At 61.7% G+C, this 18,822-nt stretch carries 18 protein-coding genes; 13 read left to right on the plus strand and 5 right to left on the minus strand.

The genetic code is table 11. The annotated features are described in order from the left end of the window. Positions 1 to 4 precede the first annotated feature (4 nt). The 7 genes from FAZ97_RS25805 (at position 5) to FAZ97_RS25835 (ending at position 8,146) form a co-directional block, all read left to right on the plus strand. Positions 5 to 889, plus strand: a complete 885-nt coding sequence (locus FAZ97_RS25805; protein WP_158761347.1) for an ABC transporter permease — start codon at positions 5 to 7, stop codon at positions 887 to 889. A gap of 1 nt (position 890) precedes the next feature. Next, positions 891 to 1,691, plus strand: coding sequence for an ABC transporter permease (locus FAZ97_RS25810; RefSeq protein ID WP_158761348.1), 801 nt, complete (start codon positions 891 to 893; stop codon positions 1,689 to 1,691). A 12-nt stretch (positions 1,692 to 1,703) separates the two neighbouring features. Next, entirely contained in the window at positions 1,704 to 2,801 is a 1,098-nt protein-coding gene (locus tag FAZ97_RS25815) for an ABC transporter ATP-binding protein (RefSeq protein WP_158761349.1), read from the plus strand. An 11-nt stretch (positions 2,802 to 2,812) separates the two neighbouring features. Beyond that, positions 2,813 to 3,520: a GntR family transcriptional regulator gene (locus FAZ97_RS25820; protein ID WP_158761350.1), complete on the plus strand. Its 708-nt coding sequence runs from the start codon at positions 2,813 to 2,815 to the stop codon at positions 3,518 to 3,520. A 64-nt stretch (positions 3,521 to 3,584) separates the two neighbouring features. Then, entirely contained in the window at positions 3,585 to 5,045 is a 1,461-nt protein-coding gene (locus FAZ97_RS25825; RefSeq protein ID WP_158761351.1) for an NAD-dependent succinate-semialdehyde dehydrogenase, read from the plus strand. Between the two features lie 43 nt (positions 5,046 to 5,088). Continuing rightward, entirely contained in the window at positions 5,089 to 6,459 is a 1,371-nt protein-coding gene (locus FAZ97_RS25830) for an MFS transporter (RefSeq protein ID WP_158761352.1), read from the plus strand. Continuing rightward, the gene (locus tag FAZ97_RS25835) at positions 6,440 to 8,146 is read left to right on the plus strand and encodes a methyl-accepting chemotaxis protein (RefSeq protein ID WP_233271900.1); all 1,707 of its coding nucleotides are present in this window, start codon (positions 6,440 to 6,442) and stop codon (positions 8,144 to 8,146) included. Before FAZ97_RS25830 ends, FAZ97_RS25835 begins: the two co-directional genes overlap by 20 nt. 690 nt (positions 8,147 to 8,836) lie before the next feature. On the opposite strand, the gene FAZ97_RS25840 is transcribed toward FAZ97_RS25835, so the two are convergent. After that, positions 8,837 to 9,484 (minus strand): glutathione S-transferase, encoded by a 648-nt coding sequence (locus FAZ97_RS25840; protein WP_158761353.1) that lies wholly within the window; start codon positions 9,482 to 9,484, stop codon positions 8,837 to 8,839. A 93-nt stretch (positions 9,485 to 9,577) separates the two neighbouring features. Then, on the minus strand, positions 9,578 to 10,324 hold the full coding sequence (locus tag FAZ97_RS25845; protein ID WP_158761354.1) for an SDR family NAD(P)-dependent oxidoreductase: 747 nt from the start codon (positions 10,322 to 10,324) through the stop codon (positions 9,578 to 9,580). A gap of 421 nt (positions 10,325 to 10,745) precedes the next feature. On the opposite strand from FAZ97_RS25845, the gene FAZ97_RS25850 reads away from it, so the two are divergent. The 6 genes from FAZ97_RS25850 to FAZ97_RS25875 all read left to right on the plus strand — a co-directional run bounded on the left by FAZ97_RS25850 (position 10,746) and on the right by FAZ97_RS25875 (position 14,141). Further along, on the plus strand, positions 10,746 to 11,261 hold the full coding sequence (locus FAZ97_RS25850; protein WP_158761355.1) for a DUF2867 domain-containing protein: 516 nt from the start codon (positions 10,746 to 10,748) through the stop codon (positions 11,259 to 11,261). Positions 11,262 to 12,198: 937 nt separating this feature from the next. Continuing rightward, entirely contained in the window at positions 12,199 to 12,564 is a 366-nt protein-coding gene (locus FAZ97_RS25855; protein ID WP_158761356.1) for a hypothetical protein, read from the plus strand. Between the two features lie 40 nt (positions 12,565 to 12,604). Next, positions 12,605 to 12,829, plus strand: coding sequence for a hypothetical protein (locus FAZ97_RS25860; protein WP_158761357.1), 225 nt, complete (start codon positions 12,605 to 12,607; stop codon positions 12,827 to 12,829). 32 nt (positions 12,830 to 12,861) lie between these two features. Next, positions 12,862 to 13,209: a hypothetical protein gene (locus FAZ97_RS25865; protein ID WP_158761358.1), complete on the plus strand. Its 348-nt coding sequence runs from the start codon at positions 12,862 to 12,864 to the stop codon at positions 13,207 to 13,209. A gap of 91 nt (positions 13,210 to 13,300) precedes the next feature. Further along, positions 13,301 to 13,630, plus strand: a complete 330-nt coding sequence (locus FAZ97_RS25870) for a hypothetical protein (protein ID WP_158761359.1) — start codon at positions 13,301 to 13,303, stop codon at positions 13,628 to 13,630. A 52-nt stretch (positions 13,631 to 13,682) separates the two neighbouring features. Further along, positions 13,683 to 14,141 (plus strand): hypothetical protein, encoded by a 459-nt coding sequence (locus FAZ97_RS25875; protein WP_158761360.1) that lies wholly within the window; start codon positions 13,683 to 13,685, stop codon positions 14,139 to 14,141. 421 nt (positions 14,142 to 14,562) lie between these two features. On the opposite strand, the gene FAZ97_RS25880 is transcribed toward FAZ97_RS25875, so the two are convergent. The 3 genes from FAZ97_RS25880 to FAZ97_RS25895 form a co-directional block, all read right to left on the minus strand. Beyond that, positions 14,563 to 16,224 (minus strand): ABC-F family ATP-binding cassette domain-containing protein, encoded by a 1,662-nt coding sequence (locus FAZ97_RS25880; protein ID WP_158761361.1) that lies wholly within the window; start codon positions 16,222 to 16,224, stop codon positions 14,563 to 14,565. A gap of 1,539 nt (positions 16,225 to 17,763) precedes the next feature. Continuing rightward, positions 17,764 to 18,207, minus strand: coding sequence for a hypothetical protein (locus tag FAZ97_RS25890; protein WP_158761363.1), 444 nt, complete (start codon positions 18,205 to 18,207; stop codon positions 17,764 to 17,766). Positions 18,208 to 18,459: 252 nt separating this feature from the next. Continuing rightward, positions 18,460 to 18,741 (minus strand): OsmC family protein, encoded by a 282-nt coding sequence (locus FAZ97_RS25895; protein ID WP_158761364.1) that lies wholly within the window; start codon positions 18,739 to 18,741, stop codon positions 18,460 to 18,462. Positions 18,742 to 18,822: the final 81 nt, after the last annotated feature.

Genomic DNA, 18,822 nt, shown 5'->3' on the forward strand with positions numbered 1-18,822 from the left:
GACCATGCCTAACGTATTGAGTACCGTCGCGCACCCGGCCGCGGCGGCCACGCGCAAGCGGCGCGACTGGCGCAGCATGCGGCTGCTGGCGCCGGCCATGCTGCTGCTCGTGATCTTCTTCCTGCTGCCGGTGCTTTCGCTGCTGTTGCGCAGCGTGCTCGAGCCGGCACCCGGCCTGCACAACTACGAGCAACTGCTCGGCTCGACCACGTATTTGCGCGTGTTCGGCAACACGTTTCTCGTGGCGACAGTCGTGACGCTCGTCACGCTGCTCGTGGGCTTTCCGATGGCGTGGCTGCTCGCCATCGCGCCGCGCAAGCTCAGCTCCGTGCTGTTCGCGATCCTGCTGCTGTCGATGTGGACCAACCTGCTCGCGCGGACCTTCGCGTGGATGGTGCTGCTGCAGGAGACGGGGCCGATCAACCGCGTGCTGATGGCGATCGGCGTGATTCACGAGCCGCTGTCGCTCGTGAACAATCTCACCGGAGTGACGATTGGCATGACGTACATCATGCTGCCGTTCCTCGTGATGCCCCTGCACGCTACCCTGCGCAGCATCGACCCCTCGACGCTGCGCGCCGCAGCGGTATGCGGTGCGAGCCGTTGGCAGGCGTTCTGGCGCATTCTCGTGCCGCTCGCCATGCCGGGCGTCGCCTCCGGCGCGCTCATGGTGTTCGTGATGGCGCTCGGCTACTTCGTCACGCCCGCGCTGCTCGGCGGTCCCTCGTACATGATGCTGGCGGAACTGATCGCGCAGCTCGTGCAGGAACTGCTGAACTGGGGTCTGGCTGGCGCCGCAGCGTTCGTGCTGCTCGCCGTGACGCTCGCGCTCTATGCGTTGCAACTGCGTTTCACGGGCGGTGCGAACGCAAGTCTGGGAGGGCGCTGACATGTTGCTCGATTTCGATCGTCTTGGCGCCCTGCGCTGGGTGCTGGTGGCCGTGGGTGCGGCCGTGGCGCTCTTTCTCCTGCTGCCTATCGTTTTCATCGTCGCGCTGTCGTTCGGCGATTCACAGTGGCTCATTTTCCCGCCGCCGGGCTGGACGCTCGAGTGGTACCGGCAGCTCTTCACCGACCCGGGCTGGATCGACTCGCTGCTCACGAGCGCGAAGCTGGCGGTGATCGTCACGGTGCTCTCGGTGGCGGTCGGGTTTCTCGCTTCGCTTGCGCTCGTACGCGGCAAGTTTCGCGGCCGCAAGGCGGTGCAGGGCTTTTTCCTCACGCCGATGGTGCTGCCCGTCGTTGTTCTGGCCGTCGCGCTCTATGCGTTCTTCCTGCGCATCGGCCTCAACGGCACGATGACCGGCTTCGTGATCGGGCATCTGATCATCGCCTTGCCGTTCTCGATCATCTCGATCAGCAATTCGCTCGTGAGCTTCGACACGGCGCTGGAGGACGCCGCCCTCATTTGCGGCGCGTCGCCGCTCACGGTGAAACTGCGCGTCACGCTGCCGGCGATCCGGCTGGGCCTGTTCGCCGCCGCGATCTTTGCGTTTCTCGCTTCGTGGGACGAAGTGGTCGTGTCCATCTTCATGTCGAGCCCGACCCTGCAGACGCTGCCCGTACGGATCTGGTCGACGCTGCGCCAGGACCTGACGCCCGTTGTCGCGGCGTCGTCGTCGCTGCTCGTCGGACTGACGACCATTTTGATGCTTGCCGGCGCGTTGCTGCGCCGCGCGCGTGCTAACTGAGGTAATCGAGCCATGACTGCATTCCTGCAAATCCAGCGCCTGCGCAAGACCTATGACGATGTCGTCGCGATCGACCAGGTGTCGCTCGACGTGCGCAAAGGCGAATTCATGACGTTCCTCGGGCCGTCCGGCTCGGGCAAGAGCACGACGCTGTATATCGTCGCGGGCTTCCAGGAACCGACCGAGGGGCGCGTGCTGCTCGACGGCAAGCCGCTGCTTTCGGTTGCGCCCAACAAGCGCAACATCGGCATGGTGTTTCAGCGCTATACGCTGTTCCCGCATCTCACGGTGGGCGAGAACGTGGCGTTTCCGTTGCGCGTGCGCCGCCGGCCCGACGCGGAGATCAAGGCGAAAGTGGAAAAGATGCTGAAGCTCGTGCATCTTTCCGAGTGTCGCGACCGTATGCCCGCCCAGCTCTCGGGTGGCCAGCAGCAGCGTGTCGCCATTGCACGCGCGCTCGCCTACGACCCTCCCGTGCTGCTGATGGACGAGCCGCTTTCGGCGCTCGACAAGAAACTGCGCGAAGAGATCCAGCTCGAATTGCGCCGCATTCACCAGGAAACCGGCGTGACGATCCTGTACGTCACGCACGACCAGGAAGAAGCGCTGCGCCTCTCGGACCGCATCGCCGTGTTCAACAAGGGGCGCATCGAGCAGGTCGGCACCGGCGAGGAACTCTATGGGAACCCGGCGTCGCGTTTCGTCGCGAGTTTCATCGGCAATTCGAATTTCCTGCCGGTGAAAGTCACGAAGAACGGCGACGGCCGCATGAACGGCGTGTTTCCCAACGGCCACGAGATCGCCTCGGACGCCTTCACGCCGACGCTTGCCGCCGGCGACGAGGGCACGCTCATGATTCGCCCCGAGCAGATGCGCATCAGCGCGCTGCACGGCGCGAGCGCCGCAAGAACGCCCGGCGGCCTGCCCGTGACCGTGCGGGATATCACGTATCTCGGCGACGCCATGCACTATGCAGTGGCAACGCCCTGGCAGCAGGAGATCTCGATCCGCATGCCGGCGGCGCATCGCCACGACAGCGGCATTGCGATCGGCACGCAGGCGCTCGTCGACTGGGACGCGCGGGACGTGCGGCTCTTCGCGCAAGCTTGACGGTGGCAGTCATGAGTGACGCACTGCCATCGCTGCGAGTCGAACGGCCGACGGCCACGTTGCGCGAACTCGCACTCGAAAAAATGCGCACGGCCATTCTGGAGGCGCATTTCCATCCAGGCGAGCGCCTCGTCGAGCGCTCGCTCTGTGAGATTCTCGGCGTGAGCCGTACGGTCGTGCGTGAGGTGTTGCGGCATCTGGAAACGGAGGGGCTCGTCGATTCGATTCCGAACCAGGGGCCGATCGTCGCCGTGCTCGACTTCGAAACGGCGGAGGAAATCTACGAAATCCGCGCCTTGCTCGAAGGCGAAGCCGCCATGGCCTGCGCGCAGCATGCCGACGAGCGCATTGTCGCGGACCTCGCGGGCTTCATCGACCAGATCCAGGCGGCATTCGAAGCACAGGACCACCAGTCCGTGAGGGCGCTTACGACGGCCTTCTACGAGCGCATGTTCATGGCCGGGCAAAAACGCGTGGCGTGGGAAATCGTGCAGTCGTTGACGGCGCGCATCAACCGCTTGAGAGCGATGACGATTGCTTCGGACGACCGCGGCCGCCAGGCCGTGGATGAAATGCACCAGATTCTCGCAGCCATTCGAGCCGGAAACGCGTCCGCTGCACGCGAGGCCGCGATCGCACACGTCGACAGAGTCGCCGAGATCGCGCGCAAGCTACTGGCGGAGGGCCACGAGCACGCGTCGTTGCGGCAAGCCGGTTGATGCCGCCTGGCTGTACTGAACGTTTGATATTGAATCGAATCTTTTTGCATCGAAGGAAAGTAACGTGGAATTGAAGACCCTGTTGAACGACGCGGCGCTCTTGCGCGATCAAGCCTATATCGATGGGCGATGGTGCTCAGCTGACTCGGGCGCGAGTTTCGACGTGTTCGACCCGGCAACGGGCAACAGGCTCGGCAGCGTCCCTTTGATCGGAGAGGCCGAGACGACGCGCGCCATCGCGGCGGCCAATGCCGCTTGGCCTGCATGGCGAGCCCGCACGGCCAGGGAACGTGCGCTGATCATGCGCCGCTGGTACGAACTCATGATCGAGCATGCCGACGACCTCGCGCTGATCCTCACCGCAGAACAAGGCAAGCCGCTCGCGGAAGCGAAAGGCGAGATTATTTACGGCGCATCGTTCATCGAATGGTTCGCCGAGGAAGGCAAACGCGTGGCGGGCGATACGCTCGCCACGCCGGCTTCTGACAAGCGGCTCGTCGTTATCAAGGAGCCGATCGGCGTTTGCGCCGCCATCACGCCGTGGAATTTCCCCACGGCCATGATTACCCGCAAGGTGGGCCCGGCACTCGCGGCGGGTTGCCCGATCGTGGTGAAGCCCGCGGAAGCCACGCCGTTCTCCGCACTCGCGCTCGCCGTGCTCGCGGAGCGCGCCGGCGTGCCCAAGGGCGTGCTCAACATCGTCACCGGCGACCCCAAGGCGATTGGCGGCGCAATGACAAGCAGTCCTGTGGTTCGCAAGCTCTCGTTTACGGGGTCGACCGGAGTGGGGCGGCTGCTGATGGCGCAAAGCGCGCCTACGGTGAAGAAAGTGACGCTCGAACTCGGCGGCAACGCGCCGTTCATCGTGTTCGACGACGCCGATCTCGACGCCGCGGTGGAAGGCGCCATTGCATCGAAGTACCGGAACAACGGGCAAACGTGCGTCTGCACGAATCGCTTTTATGTGCACGAGCGGGTGTATGACGCGTTCGCTGCCAAGCTGGCCGACGCCGTGAAGGGCCTGAAGGTCGGGCACGGTACGGAAGGCGGCGTCACGCTGGGACCGCTTATCAACGAGGCGGCGCTCAGGAAAGTCGAAGCGCATATCGCCGATGCCGTGGGTAAAGGCGCAACACTTGCCACGGGCGGCAAGCGACACGCGCTCGGCCACGGATTTTTCGAGCCCACGGTGCTGACGGGCGTCACCGCGCAAATGGACGTGGCGAGAGAAGAAACGTTCGGCCCGCTCGCGCCGCTGTTCCGCTTCTCGAGCGACGAAGAAGTCGTGAAACTCGCCAACGACACCGAGTTCGGACTCGCCGCCTACTTCTACAGCCGTGACATTGGCCGCATCTGGCGCGTGGCCGAGCAACTCGAATACGGCATGGTGGGCATCAATACCGGATTGATCTCCAACGAAGTCGCGCCGTTTGGCGGCGTGAAGCAGTCGGGTCTCGGCAGGGAAGGGTCGCATTACGGTATCGATGACTACCTCGTCATCAAGTACCTGTGCATGGCGGTTTGATCGCCAGAATCATTCAAGAAGAACAAGAGAGGAGCACGCCGCCATGAGTACGTCGTCGTCGAGCAGCGCGGAAGTGACGCTGGATCGCACGCAGAGCGAAGCGGGACATCGCTTCGACACCGCGACCGTTTCGATACCCACTCGCGTGACGATGCGGGTCGTCGCGATCTGTCTCGCGATGATCCTCGCCGAAGGCTATGACGTCGCCATCTACGGGGCCGTGCTGCCCATGCTCACCCACGGCACCGACTGGTCGTTGTCGGCGCTGCAGTTGGGCGCCATCGCGAGCTGCTCGCTGGCGGGGATGATGATCGGCGCGATGGGTGCGGGTACGCTCAGCGACATGATCGGCCGGCGCCGCATGTTGCTCGGCAGCGCGGCGCTCTTTTCCGCGATGATGGCGGCCGCCGCGCTCGCGCCCACGCCGGCCTGGTTCGTCGTCGCGCGGATCGTCGGTGGACTGGGACTGGGCGGCGTCGTGCCGACTGCGGCGGCGCTCACGGTCGAATACTCGCCGCCTGGGCGCCGCTCCTTCAACTATGCCCTGATTTACACGGGATATTCGCTGGGCGGCATTCTGGTCGCGCTGCTCGCGATGAACTGGCTGCCAACGCACGGCTGGCGGTTGCTGTTCGGCGTGGGTGCTGCACCGCTCATCCTCGTTGTGCTCACGGCGCGCTATTTGCCGGAATCGCTGGAGTTCCTGCTGGCGAGAAACCGTTTGGCCGAGGCGCGCTCCGTCGCGCGTGCGCTCGGCATTCGGCATTCAGCGCTGGAGAATGAAGTTCAAGCGCAGGCTGCGCACACCGCAATCGTCAGCGGTGCGCCGATTCGCTCGCTCTTCGACGCATCCAGCGTGCGCGCCACACTGGCATTCTGGATCGCCATGTTCATGGGCTTGCTCCTGCTCTATGGGCTCAGCACCTGGCTGCCGCAACTTATGCGCAAGGCCGGCTTTCCGCTCGGATCGAGCCTCGCGTTGCTGGTGACGCTCAATTCGACTGCGGCATTGGGTTCGCTGCTTGGCGGCGCAGTGGCCGACCGTCTGGGTTCGAAGCGGGTGGTCAGCGTGCTCTATCTGCTTGCTGCAGCCAGCCTGTGTGCGCTGCCGTTCGCCCATGGCGCGCTGCAAACATACGTACTCGTCGGCGTTGCAGGGGTGGGCACGATCGGCAACACGATGCTGCTTGGAGCGTATATCACGCGCTACTATCCGCCGCGCAACCGGGCGACGGGCATTGGCTGGGCGCTGGGAATCGGGCGCTTCGGTGCAATCGCCGGGCCATTGATCGGCGGCGCGCTGGCACAGGCGGGTGCGCCGTTGCCCTGGAATTTCTACGCGTTTGCCGGTGGGGGTTTCGCGGCGGCGATCGCCGTGCTGGCCGTTCCGAAACATGCTGCAGGTATCGAGTAACTCAAGGCGGTTTGCTGCTATTACACTCAAGATGAAGCTAATAAAGAATCTCCCCATTGCGGGGAAAACCGGGGTTGCATTTGCCTGCGCGATTGTTGCGTTCGTGGTCAGTGCCTGTATTTGCCTCGCCAGCGTGCGGGCAATTGATCATAAACAGAAGGAGTTCGAAGCATCCGAACAAACGCTGCTTCTGCTGAAGGACGGAACAGCGGACTACCTCAACATCATCTGGGCGGTGCTGGCGAACAACCTGAACGGGAAGGCCGGACACAAGGCGTGGATCGACCAGCACCGGGCGGATTTCGGCACAAGACTGGCGGCGCTGCGTTCGATAGACGGCACGGCTGACGCCGCGCAGCTGGCTGGCGCAGGCCAGCAGGAATATGAACGCTGGCTCAGCACGGTCGTCGACCCGCTTGTGGAGATGCGAAGGAAAGTCGACGCTTCTTCGGCCAACGTCGGCGACCTCTCGGCATTGACCGAGAGCTTCGGATCGTACCTGGGAACCGACCGGCTCATCGCCGCGATGGACAAGCTGGACCAGTACGAGCGAGAGCGCATGCTTGCGAGCGGCAAGGAGCTGGATTCGCTGCGCGCCCGAATCTACGTGACGATACTGACCAGTACGGTGATCGCGGTCATCGCGTCCATGCTCGCAGGCACCTGGCTTTCGCGCGCGGTGTCGCGTCCGCTGAAACAGGCTGTGACGGTGGCGACTCGTGTTGCGCAAGGCGACCTCACAGCTTCGATCGAGGCGTCGTCAATGGATGAAACCGGGCAACTCATGCGCGGCCTCGATGCGATGAACCAGAGCCTCGCGAAAATAGTCGGCGGCGTTCGCGTCGGCACGGACAGCATTGCGACCGCGTCGAGCGAAATCGCGGCCGGAAACGTCGATCTCTCTTCGCGCACGGAGCAGCAGGCAAGTTCGCTCGAAGAAACGGCGGCCAGCATGACGGAACTGACCGTCACCGTGCGCCAGAATGCCGACAATGCGCGGCAGGCGAACGCATTGGCTACGCGAGCGTCGGGCATGGCGGAAGCCGGAAACGAATCGGTTTCGAGCATGGTTCAGACCATCCGCAATATCAGTAGCAGTTCGAAGCAAATCTCCGAGATCACCGCCGTGATCGAGGGCATTGCGTTTCAGACCAATATCCTTGCGTTGAACGCCGCTGTGGAAGCTGCACGAGCGGGCGAGCAGGGCCGCGGTTTCGCGGTCGTCGCGAGCGAAGTGCGCGGCCTTGCGCAGCGTTCGGCGACGGCGGCGAGGGAGATCAAGGAGCTGATCGTTTCGTCGGTGGTAGCGATCCAGGACAGCGCGAAGCAGGCTGACGACGTGGGCGAGGCCATGGCCGAAGTCAAGATGGCGATCAAGCAGGTTGCGGGCATTGTCGGCGAGATTGCCGCGGCGTCCGACGAGCAAAGCCGTGGGATCGACGAAGTGAACCAGGCCGTGAACCAGATGGACCGGTTTACCCAGCAAAATGCGGCGCTGGTGGAACAGGCGGCTGCGGCTGCGCGGGCGCTTGAGGAACAAGCGATGCACCTCAAGAATGCTGTGGCTGTGTTTACAATCGACGGCCCGAATTTCGAGCATGGAAGCCGCGATATGGCGCATGCGCGGTCATTGGAAATGGGAAGCCAGGCGACGAGCGAGTTTGATGAGGTCGCCATGCTCGGCTAGCCCGTACGTTCCATTGCGGACAATCGCAATCCGGCGTCGACGAATGGCTGGTCTCATCGCATACGGATGAGTCTTCTCGACCCGCTTCCGCCGGTCGACACGTTGTGGCCCGTGCGGCGCTTTTCCGACTACAGGAGCCGTTCGCGGGATTAGGTCTTTGGCAAGTTCGCTGCCTTTGCGGACTGCAACTCGCGTCGTATACCGATGAGCGCGTCGCAGTGATGGGCACGATCGTCTGCCCGATGTCCGGCATCATCTTCGCGCCGGATCCTAACCCCAAGTCCGTGATTCGAGTTTACTAAGCCATCGAGGCATTGATCATTTTCAATTGTCCGTCTGATTGCGGAACCGCCGTTTTGGCCAATTTCTTAGCGCTAGGTTCGGCGCTTGAATGACTGCTTGTTGGATGGATTTGCCATTCGAACGATTTTGCGACAGAGCGGAAGAGAGTCGCTTCCTGGCCGATATGACCCATTCGACGGTGGCGAGAGCTACCATTCGCCGATGCCGGTTTGCGAATGATAGTAACGGAGTGCGCAGCCGCCTCACGTCGCCCAGCATCGAACGTCGGGTGAGGTCGCATCGTAAGCGTAGTCGACGCTTGTCTGCTGTGGCGATCCATCCAGATGACCACGCACGCAGGCACTGATTTGCGGATGCCGGACTGCACTGTGAGACAGGCTGCAGGTCTTACGCTTTCGACGACGAGCGCCCAGACACCTTTTCGTACCACGAGCGCAGTGCGTCGCACTCGGCCGGAATGTCAATCTTCATGCCGCCCGCCGCGAAGTCGATCGTCACCAGCGCCGTGATGTCTGCCGCAGAGAATGCGTCGCCCGCGACGAAGGGCACCGTCCCCAGTCGGTCGTTGAAATCGGCGAAGAAGTTGGCGACACGCTGCTTGCTGCGCTCGACGATTTCGGGAATTTGATCATAGGCATGCGGCCCGGACAACGCCCGCCCTTTGAGCCCGGCGACGGCATTCCTGACGCCTTCCATCACCGCCGAGAACCCGTCGAGTTCGGCGCGCCGTTCCCACATCGAGATCAGCGCCTTCTCGCGAGGCGTTGTGCCGAGCAACGGGGGCGTGTCGGGCCAGGCCTCTTCGACGTAGCGCCAGATGGCGGGCACTTCGCCGATCGCGGTGCCATCGGGCAGCAGGAGCGTCGGGACCTGGCGGCGAGGGTTGATTGCGACATAGGCATCGGAGAATTGCTCCTTCGCACCCAGGTCTACCGCCCTGGTAGTAAGGGTGATGCCTTTTTCGGCGAGAAAGATGCGGACACGTCGGGAGTTGGGGGACGCGCTGGATTGAAAAAGAGTGTGATCGGTTTTCACTGTTGGTTCCATCGGGAAAAGTGATTGGTGTAGAGATCAGCGTTTGCACGCAAGCGAATGCGTGCAGACACTCGACGCGCCAGCTCGACTGCTTCAGCCCGCTGTCTTGCCACCGTCGACGGTCAGGACCTGTCCCGTGACGAACGCTGCGCCGTCATTTGCGAGATAGAGCACGGCCGCCGCGATATCGTTGGGTTTGCCGATCCGCGCCAGCGGCACGGCCGCGGCGAGTGCCGCCTTGTTCTCCGGCGTTACGGTAAAGCGGTCCAGCATGCCGGTGTCGGTCGGACCAGGCGCGACAGCGTTGACCCGAACGCCCGCGGCGGCCACTTCGAGCGCAGCCGATTTCGTGATGCCTTCGACCGCATGTTTGCTGCCCGCATAGACCGATGCGAACGCCGCACCTTCGTGACCGTAAGTTGAGGAAACGTTGACGATGCTGCCGGACTGCTGCGCCGTCATCACCCGTAGTTCGTGTTTCAGGCTTAACAGCGTGCCGAGTACGTTGGTGTCGAAGGTCTCGGCGTAGCTTTCGGCAGTCTGCTCGACGATCGCGCCCGGCCTGCCTTCCGTGCCGGCGTTGTTCACTGCGACATCGAGGCGGCCGAAGCGGGAGACGGTCTCGTCGACGAGGCGACGGACGTCTTCGTCGCGACGTACGTCGGCCTGCACGAAGGCGGCTTCGGTACCGAGGGCGCGAAGTTCGGCTTCGAGCGCCTTGCCTTCTGCAGGGCGGCGTCCAGAGATCGCGAGACGGGCCCCGCTGTTTGCAAACGCGAAAGCAGTCGCGCGGCCGATACCGGTCAACGCACCAGTAATGAGAACAACCGGCTTTTCCATGTTCAGACTCCAGGAGATATAGGCAACGTGAATGGGAAGGGGCCGGGGAACGGAGTAAAACAATCCGTTAAGCTCTTTCCTTGAGAGGCACTCTAGCCGTCGCCAGCGTTCACTAAAAAGACTTTGTAAGCTTGACGGCATGCTTGCCAGGCATGGCCGGGAGAGGCCCTTGGCTCTTGATGTGGCTGTCGCGGGCCCACCTGCCGCGGTCGATCTTCAGCGTGATTGACGAGCCCTTCGCGCGCAGATTCTTGGCGAGCGCCATAGAATCACGGTGCGGGCATGCAAGGGGCGGTGTTCATTGCGTGCTATTTCCGCCGACTGACGATTCGCGCTATATGTGGGGCGCGGAGTAGATGGTCGACGGCAGCGTCACGCTGCTCTAATGTCTCGGCTCACGAGTCCCTATTGGTGATCGCACATGTCTAGCTATTCGAAAATCGAACAGTCTGTTCTGCCGCCGGCCTCGCAACTGAGTTCGTCGTACGGCCGGGCCGATTTCGCGGACGCGTTCTCCGTGGATCTGCCAGAAAGAGCAGGTCACGACGTAGAGGCGCTGGCACGACACGTCTTTGCCAACCAGCCCGCATGGATTGCGATGCTGCTGGGAATCCGGGACACTCTCGTGCGGCCGCTCGGCTTGAAGACAACAGCTGACTTCAAGGAGAAAGGAGGGGACAGGATCAGCCTGTTTCATGTATTCGAACGATCGGATGACGAGATCGTTCTAGGCGAGGATGACACGCATCTGGATTTCCGCGTGTCGGTCCTCGTGCGGCCGTCATCGCATAGTCGATTCCGCCTCACAGTGACGACGCTCGTCTTCTACAATCGTCCGCTGGGCCGAGCCTACATTACGCTCATCGCCCCTTTTCATCGGGCTGTCGTCCGAGCCTCACTTCATCGAGCGCAGCGGCTCGGATGGCCCAATGCATGACGGCGGTCCACTGAGCCGCCAGTGCAGCTTGCCAGAAGCAGGCAATTTAAAGTGAAGCATTCGCAGCAGCCGGCACCGGCTGCCCTCGCTGTTGATTCGATTATCTGGACTCCGAAGTATTGAAGAGGCCATCAGCGGCCGAAACGACCTGCGTGGCCGACGTTCAAGCGACCGACTGACACCGTTAATGACCGCACCTCGTGGCCGCAGAACGCCTGATGAGGGGGGCGAAGCCGAGCCGCTTGTGCATGCGGTTTGGACGAGCGCAAGAGCCTCGCCTCGGCGACGTCCGGTCAGCATGTGCCATGCGGACCAGGGGGCGTGACGGGAGTTTACGCACGGGGCAACGTGGCGAGTGCTTCGTGCGCCGTTCAATTGACGGATAGTTCTCCAGCTTACCTGCAACTAACCGTCTGGGCCAGCCCTCCACCGCCTCCGCCGGTTCCCGGCGCAAACGTCCTGGTGTGCAGGCGGAGGGCCAGTGTCGTGCGGCCGTCGCCAGGGGAGAGGGGGCGGCCTGGCGGAGGCTGATGGCGGATTTTTCCGAGGAGGTGAGGCTTCATGCGGGTTACGCTGGAAAGGAGCATCCCGTTCTTTTTCACTTGTAACGGAGCTCGAAAACGAGCGTATTACGAGGAAGGAAGAGCATGGAACCCACACGCGCGAAAGTCCTCACCCCAGCCAAATTCCGTCACCTCCTTCGCGTTACCGAAGCTACCAGTCGGTTGCGCCTTATCTGGAAGTATCGCAGCGAGAGTTCCGTGAAGCCGTCGCAGCAGTCAACCTATCCGATTGAATGCATTTTGCACAAATTCGTCGTTTGGATATACAGATTCGGGTGCAGATGCCGATAAGGAAGGGTTAGGCAAGAGACGCCAGCGACGTTCGGAGCTTGGCCAGAGGCACTTCTTAGAGTCACCAACAGCGGAACATACCGATGAAGGTACACCATAACGCCGAGAAGCTTTGCGCATGGATACGTCAGCATGGTGCGGCGACAGTCAGGCAGATCGCGGCAAGCGGGACGTTGAATTCACGCGCAGCGTCAGATGCAGTTCAGTACGCGGTTCGTCACGGCGTGGTTGAGCGCGTTAAGCCGTCTGGAGCCACCCCCAGTGAGCGTGTCCAGTACACATTGACAGGGCGTGAGCTGCCGGTACTGAAATCCGGTCCGCCCGCGCCTTCGTTCGACGCGTTATTGTGTGCATGGGGCATTCCTCAAAAACCGCCGATCGTCCGCGCGTGGTCGTCGTACAGGTTTGAACTCGCCGACTGCAATTTGGATAACCAGGAAGCGTTGTAGATCCGCCCACGCGAGCTGGTATGAACGAAGGAACAAAAGAATGAAGAAAGCAATTTGTATGGCGGTAGCCCTGCTATCCGTTGCTGCCGGCAACGCTCAAGCGGCAGGCTGTTTAAAAGGTGCGGCCGTTGGCGCCGTAGCAGGGCACGTGGCAGGGCATCATGCAGTTGCCGGCGCAATCGTGGGTTGCGCGGTCGGCCATCACCTGGTGAAAGAGCAGAAGCGGAAGGACGCGGAGGAACGTGCCGCGGCTCAGGTGCGTTAAACAACGGCGCGGAAAACGGGGGCTAGGTGAGAATGGACCACGCTACTTCATCGCGGCTGCGTCAATTTATTGATGACCTCGACCGCATAATATTGACGCTTCCGCAGGAGAGTGATGGATTTATATTCCTGACTCAGATCATCCAGCAGTTGCGGATTCTTCAGGACACGGTGACTGCGGGGGATGCACGTGAAACTGTGTTTGTGTGTTCAGAGCAGATGGCATCGCTTGGGCGAGCGCGTGCTGCGTTCGCACGTTTTGGTGGCCTCGGCTTGTATGACCAAACCCTTGAAATTGTCACGGCGCTACAGAAGGAGGCGCATGTTTTCGCCGCCATTCAGCCCCAACATCACAGCCCCAGCAAGATGATTCACGGGTAGTGATCGGGGAAGCGTCTGAACAGATCGGGAAGCAACGCAGGAAAGCGGCAGTGCCATCGGGCGGCCGCGTTGAAAGAACGTGAAAAAAAGGTTGAAGATCATTGCCGTGGTGGCACTCGTAACCATCAGCGCATCATTGCTTTTGGTCGCCTGCGGCAAAAGGACTGGGGACGAGTTCGTCGGATCATGGAAAGTTGAGGACGATATCGACTCGACAGTTATCGCTCGCAGCGGCTACGATTTTGTTGTCACGAATACCGGCGACAAGTCGAGCAGGATGTTTTTCCGCTACGAGCACGGAATTCTCGTAATGAGGGGTTCTGCCGGAATGCTGGAGATACGTTACGACAGGATCCACGACGCGATAGTCGCATTCACCCCCGGTTTTCCGGTGGAAATCGTACTGCCCCGGGTTAAGTAGGCGGGCGAGCGTCGTCGTTGCGTGCGAGAAACAGGGGAAAACGAGAAGGAAGATGAAGGCATCGCTTATTGGCGCGGCTTTGCTCGCCTTAGTCTTGACAGCAGGTCCCGCGCTGGCTGAGCGACCGGTAGAGCCTGGGCACAAGCCATCGCCCGAGGCAGCGTGGTGGTCTCGTAGTGTCATCCTCGAACGAAGGGCGGCTGACGGCACTTGGGCCGTTCGATGGTTTGACGATCTGACAGTGCGCGGGGCATCGAAGGCCTACGCGGGAAATGAGAAGGAAGAGCCGCTCGTCGAGATTGCTGCGCTTCGCTCCGAAGATGATGCCATTGCCTCGCGTGCGATTACCGTCAGCTGCGTGGGCAATTACGAAAAGCGGGTCATCGTAGCAGCCGATGTGGTTGATGGCGACAAGCTCAAGCAGGGTTGGATACAGCAGTTCAGGTGCGGCGATAGTGAATGGCGAGTGAGTACCGCCGATGCGACCAGATTGCCATCGACCGACCACTGATAACGGAAAACTCAATCCGAAGGTAAAGGGATGCACGTTGCCAAGCGATTGGCTCTGTTTTTGTACGTCCTGTCGGTCGGGTTGCTCGGCGGCCCGTTCGACAGTATGCCGGTTGGGAAACGCCGGCCCATGCGCGTCTACGTGGTGCTCCTCGTCGTTGGTGCAGTGATCGCATCATTGATGTGGATGGCAAAGAGGCATACTTCCACGTAACCAGGAAAAACAGTCTGTACGGCCGTTCAAATCTCATACATTCGATCTGTTATGTCAAATGTAGCCAGATTGCGTTGACGACGCCCTATCCCGTTTGCGTCGTTGTAGTAGCTTATCTGCACCATTGCTGAAGTCCTTGACGAACGTCCGCGCTTCGCCTCCCATGCAACGCCCGCCGCCCGCCTGAGGGTCAGGCGATGACATTCTGCTATGCGGCAGCCTGCTCGCGCATGCGACGGGCTTCGTCGCGCAGGAACTGCTGGTAGTCGTCCAGATCGCCGTCGAAGGGTTCGACGCCGCCCTTGGTGACCAGCCAGAACTCATCACATACGGCGCGTAACAGGGCCCGGTCGTGACTGACCAGCAGCACTGTGCCTTCGAATTCGTTGAGCGCCATGCCTAGCGCTTCGCGTGTGGCCAGGTCGAGGTGGTTGGTCGGCTCGTCGAGCAGCAGCAGATTGGGGCGCTGCCACACGATCATGCACAACACGAGCCGCGCCTTTTCGCCGCCGCTCATCGTGCTGACCGCCTGATGGACCATGTCGCCACTGAAGTTGAAGGTGCCAAGGAAGGTGCGAAGCGATTGTTCGGTGCCACTCTGGCCGGGCGCGCGCATGTGCGGCGGCGTGTCCCTGGCAAGGCGAACCATGTGTTGCATCGGCGTGTCGAGCGGACGCAGCACGTCGAGTTCCTGCTGTGCGAAGTAGCCGATGTTCAAGCCCTTGCCTTCGCTGATTTCGCCAGCAATCGGTGCCAGTGCATGCGCCACTGTCTTCACCAGCGTGGACTTGCCCTGGCCGTTGGCACCGAGGATGCCGATGCGCTGCCCGGCCAGCACGGATCGGTTGATGCCCCGCACGATGACCGTGGGCGGCGTGCCCGGCGGTGCGTCGGTCGGCGCCGGGTAGCCGAAGCTCGCGTCGAGCATCGATAGCAGCGGGTTCGGGACGTTCAGCGGCTCCTTGAACTCGAAGGTGAACTCGGCGTCGGCAAGCACGGGTGCAATCTTCTCCATGCGTTCGAGCGCCTTGACCCGGCTCTGCGCCTGTTTCGCCTTCGAGGCCTTGGCCTTGAAGCGGTCGATGAACTTCTGCAGGTGGGCGATCTTGTCCGCCTGCCTGGCCATCGCGGCCTGCTGCAACACGATCTGCTCAGCGCGCATCTCTTCGAACTTGCTGTAGTTGCCGCCATAACGCACCAGCTTGGCGTTGTCGACGTGCACTGTCACCTGCGTCACCGCGTCGAGGAATTCGCGATCGTGGCTGATTACTACCAGGGTTCCTTGATAGCGCTTGAGCCAGGCTTCCAGCCAGACCAGCGCGTCGAGGTCGAGGTGATTGGTCGGCTCGTCGAGCAGCAGCAGGTCGGACGGGCACATGAGCGCGCGCGCCAGCTGCAGTCGCATGCGCCAGCCGCCGGAGAAACTGTTGACCGGCTGGCTAAGCTGCGCGTCACTGAAGCCAAGGCCCAGGATCAGCGCCTGGGCGCGTGCGGGGGCATCGTGCGCACCGGCGTCGTGCAGGTCCATGTAGGCGTGCGCCATGCGCATACCATCGTCACTGGCCTCAGCGGCGGCCACTTCGGCCTGCGCGGCCAGCAGCACAGTGTCACCCTCGACTACGAAGTCGGTCGCGCTCTGCTCGGTCTCAGGCATCTCCTGCGCGACCTGGCCCATCTTCCACGCACCGGGAATCGAGAACTCGCCACTATCTTCGTGAAGCGTGCCGTTGAGAAGGCCGAAAAAGGACGACTTGCCGGCGCCATTGCGGCCGACAAGACCGATCTTTTCGCCGGGGGTGAAGGTGATGGACGCGTTGTCGAGTATGACGTTGACGCCACGGCGCAGCGTGAGATTACGGACGGAAATCATAGGGGGCTACTTCGGAGAAGATAGGCATGATAGCTGACCGGACGTGCAGGGCTGCCTCTTTTCTGAGCCGCTTGCGCTTCGCGGCGCCCTCCGGCCATAGAGCAACGCTGGCCGTGGCGCACCCGGTGTACCGGCTGCGGGGCCAGTGAACATGGCGGTGAATGGTGGTTCCTGGCCGCACTGTGCCCCACGGCTGAACTGGGCGGTCGCCGAGGTCGTACGACGCTCGCCTGGGGCGCTACTCGACCCACAACCGTCACTCGACCCAGTTGCGCTCTTTGACGGCCACTATTTGGCTACACCGGTCACTTGCGCGGGCACGTCTGCGGACGGGTGCTCGGCCATAGCCGACGTTCGGTGGTCGTGAGACGTGGGACGGCTGTACGTTCCATTGCGGACATTTGCAATCCGGCGTCGACGAATGACTGGTCTCATCGCTTACGGATGAGTCTTCTCGACCCGCTTGCGCCGGTCGACACGTTGTGGCCCGTGCGGCGCTTTTCCGACTACAGGAGCCGTTCGCGGGATTAGGTCTTTGGCAAGTTCGCTGCCTTTGCGGACTGCAACTCGCGTCGTATACCGATGAGCGCGTCGCAGTGATGGGCACGATCGTCTGCCCGATGTCCGGCATCATCTTCGCGCCGGATCCTAACCCCAAGTCCGTGATTCGAGTTTACTAAGCCATCGAGGCATTGATCATTTTCAATTGTCCGTCTGATTGCGGAACCGCCGTTTTGGCCAATTTCTTAGCGCTAGGTTCGGCGCTTGAATGACTGCTTGTTGGATGGATTTGCCATTCGAACGATTTTGCGACAGAGCGGAAGAGAGTCGCTTCATGGCCGACTCCTGTCTCACGCGGTTTCACAGCAAAGTCTTTCGCCATGCAAGGCCACTTGTAAGCTTTCTTAATGTGGAGAGGAGCGAGAGATCTCGCTACCGGCATTGGCACCTATGAACCCGACGCACCGACTCTGGCAGAATGATTCACGGTTTGCAGCTGTCGTGGAGGAGCCATGGCCACCCTGCACAAAGTCTGGCGCCTTATCGCCGGCGCGCCGCTCGATCCACTCGACCCGCGTACCCGGCACGCGATAGCCGTCACGCCGCTGCTGGCCTGGGTGGGGCTCGGAGCCGATGGCCTCTCGTCATCCTGTTACGGCCGAGGCCGTGTAAGAACGCTCACCAGGAGGGGTTTATTCCGATCGATCACGTAGTCGCACAGCTATGTCACCTGGTCATGCCAGCTTCGAGGTATTCAACGCGGCAAGAGATTAAAGGCAGCTCGTATATTGCCGTTAACAGATGGCTGTGCCCAAGGAATGAGAGGACGGGGGAGTGGATTACAACAGGAAAAGAACGGGAATTAACGCAGTGGTGGTGATCATGGGGTGCTCGTTGATGGCTCAGGTAGCCCATGCGATCACGAAGGCCAGGGTCAATCCCGGCGCTGAAGCCCATAGCGCTGAGGTGCACCACGTCCAGGAATCCCGTCATCCGATGGTCGTGACCCGGTCACACGAACACCGAGGGTCTGAGCACTTACGGCACTTCGCGCGCTCGAAACACGAGGAGCGCACTGAACACGAGGAACGTGCGAAACACACGCGAGTGGTGATGGCCCATCCAGGCGGGCGCAGATATTTGCATCGTGTGCGGATTCACAAAAACTCGGTGCACCGCGGCGAGGCCCACCATGTTCAACGGGCGCAGATCGTGCAAGAGCAGTGGTCCACCCAGACCCGACGCGCTCCCACGTGGGTCCTGCCCCAAGTCTGTGATCAGGTGTTGAACTACACTGGCGCGTGCCAACCAGCGGTCCTGGAGAGTTTGCGAGTTCTCGGTCTCCAGGTGCCTAACGTGGAAGACCGCGGGCAGATGGCCCAGCATCTCCAATCGATTCTGGATCGCCAGGGGTTGGAACAGGTGCAGGCCCAATGCCAATCTGTATTGCTTGAAGATCAGCAAAAGATCGGCGGGCTTCAAACGCTATTGGCTCGAGCACATGTCGTCCCCTCGGATGACTGCTCCCAGGAGGTCCAGAATCTGGCGGCCCAGGCCACTGTTGCCCAAACCCAGTCCGCGTCCGTCGCCACAGATGCGTCTGACGTTGCTCAGGCCCCCGTGGCCGCTTCCGGACAATAGAGCCACAGCCGTAGAAACAGTTCTGTCAGGTTGACGGAGAAGCGACGGTAGAATGCAGTTGTCGATCCAGCGTGAGGATGCGCATACCCCCGATCAGGTGGTGACGATTGCGGCCGGACGAATCGCTACAGGCTTGCCCAGCGTCCGCGCAACGGGCGATGTTCGCACCGCCTCATGAGCCAGTGCCTCGTGTGCCGGGGAAGGTGCTGTCGCGAAGTGCAGTGACACGTCAAATCCTGTTTCGTGATCTTGCCGGTCAATGGTCACTCGTACTGTGACGGCGGGAGGTGTGGCACCCGCGCGTTCGGTAGCCATATCGATCGACATGCGTATGCACGCCGCAAGCGCGATCTCCAGCAGTTCGAGCGGTCGCATGCCCGCGCTCCCACCTTTGTCGTCCTTTTGCGTATCCTGGAGCACAAGACTGTGCCCGTTACTCAGTTCAGATCTCACCAA

Origin of the sequence: Paraburkholderia acidiphila, assembly GCF_009789655.1 — a bacterium.
GTDB classification, from domain to species: domain Bacteria; phylum Pseudomonadota; class Gammaproteobacteria; order Burkholderiales; family Burkholderiaceae; genus Paraburkholderia; species Paraburkholderia acidiphila.

What these genes read in the sequence shown, in the direction of transcription:
- FAZ97_RS25805 (WP_158761347.1), top strand. Translation starts at nt 5, where the DNA reads ATGCCTAACGTATTGAGTACCGTCGCGCACCCGGCCGCGGCGGCCACG.
- FAZ97_RS25810 (WP_158761348.1), top strand. Translation starts at nt 891, where the DNA reads ATGTTGCTCGATTTCGATCGTCTTGGCGCCCTGCGCTGGGTGCTGGTG.
- FAZ97_RS25815 (WP_158761349.1), top strand. Translation starts at nt 1,704, where the DNA reads ATGACTGCATTCCTGCAAATCCAGCGCCTGCGCAAGACCTATGACGAT.
- FAZ97_RS25820 (WP_158761350.1), top strand. Translation starts at nt 2,813, where the DNA reads ATGAGTGACGCACTGCCATCGCTGCGAGTCGAACGGCCGACGGCCACG.
- FAZ97_RS25830 (WP_158761352.1), top strand. Translation starts at nt 5,089, where the DNA reads ATGAGTACGTCGTCGTCGAGCAGCGCGGAAGTGACGCTGGATCGCACG.
- FAZ97_RS25835 (WP_233271900.1), top strand. Translation starts at nt 6,440, where the DNA reads ATGCTGCAGGTATCGAGTAACTCAAGGCGGTTTGCTGCTATTACACTC.
- FAZ97_RS25845 (WP_158761354.1), bottom strand. Translation starts at nt 10,324, where the DNA reads ATGGAAAAGCCGGTTGTTCTCATTACTGGTGCGTTGACCGGTATCGGC.
- FAZ97_RS25850 (WP_158761355.1), top strand. Translation starts at nt 10,746, where the DNA reads ATGTCTAGCTATTCGAAAATCGAACAGTCTGTTCTGCCGCCGGCCTCG.
- FAZ97_RS25855 (WP_158761356.1), top strand. Translation starts at nt 12,199, where the DNA reads ATGAAGGTACACCATAACGCCGAGAAGCTTTGCGCATGGATACGTCAG.
- FAZ97_RS25860 (WP_158761357.1), top strand. Translation starts at nt 12,605, where the DNA reads ATGAAGAAAGCAATTTGTATGGCGGTAGCCCTGCTATCCGTTGCTGCC.
- FAZ97_RS25865 (WP_158761358.1), top strand. Translation starts at nt 12,862, where the DNA reads ATGGACCACGCTACTTCATCGCGGCTGCGTCAATTTATTGATGACCTC.
- FAZ97_RS25875 (WP_158761360.1), top strand. Translation starts at nt 13,683, where the DNA reads ATGAAGGCATCGCTTATTGGCGCGGCTTTGCTCGCCTTAGTCTTGACA.
- FAZ97_RS25880 (WP_158761361.1), bottom strand. Translation starts at nt 16,224, where the DNA reads ATGATTTCCGTCCGTAATCTCACGCTGCGCCGTGGCGTCAACGTCATA.
- FAZ97_RS25895 (WP_158761364.1), bottom strand. Translation starts at nt 18,741, where the DNA reads ATGCGACCGCTCGAACTGCTGGAGATCGCGCTTGCGGCGTGCATACGC.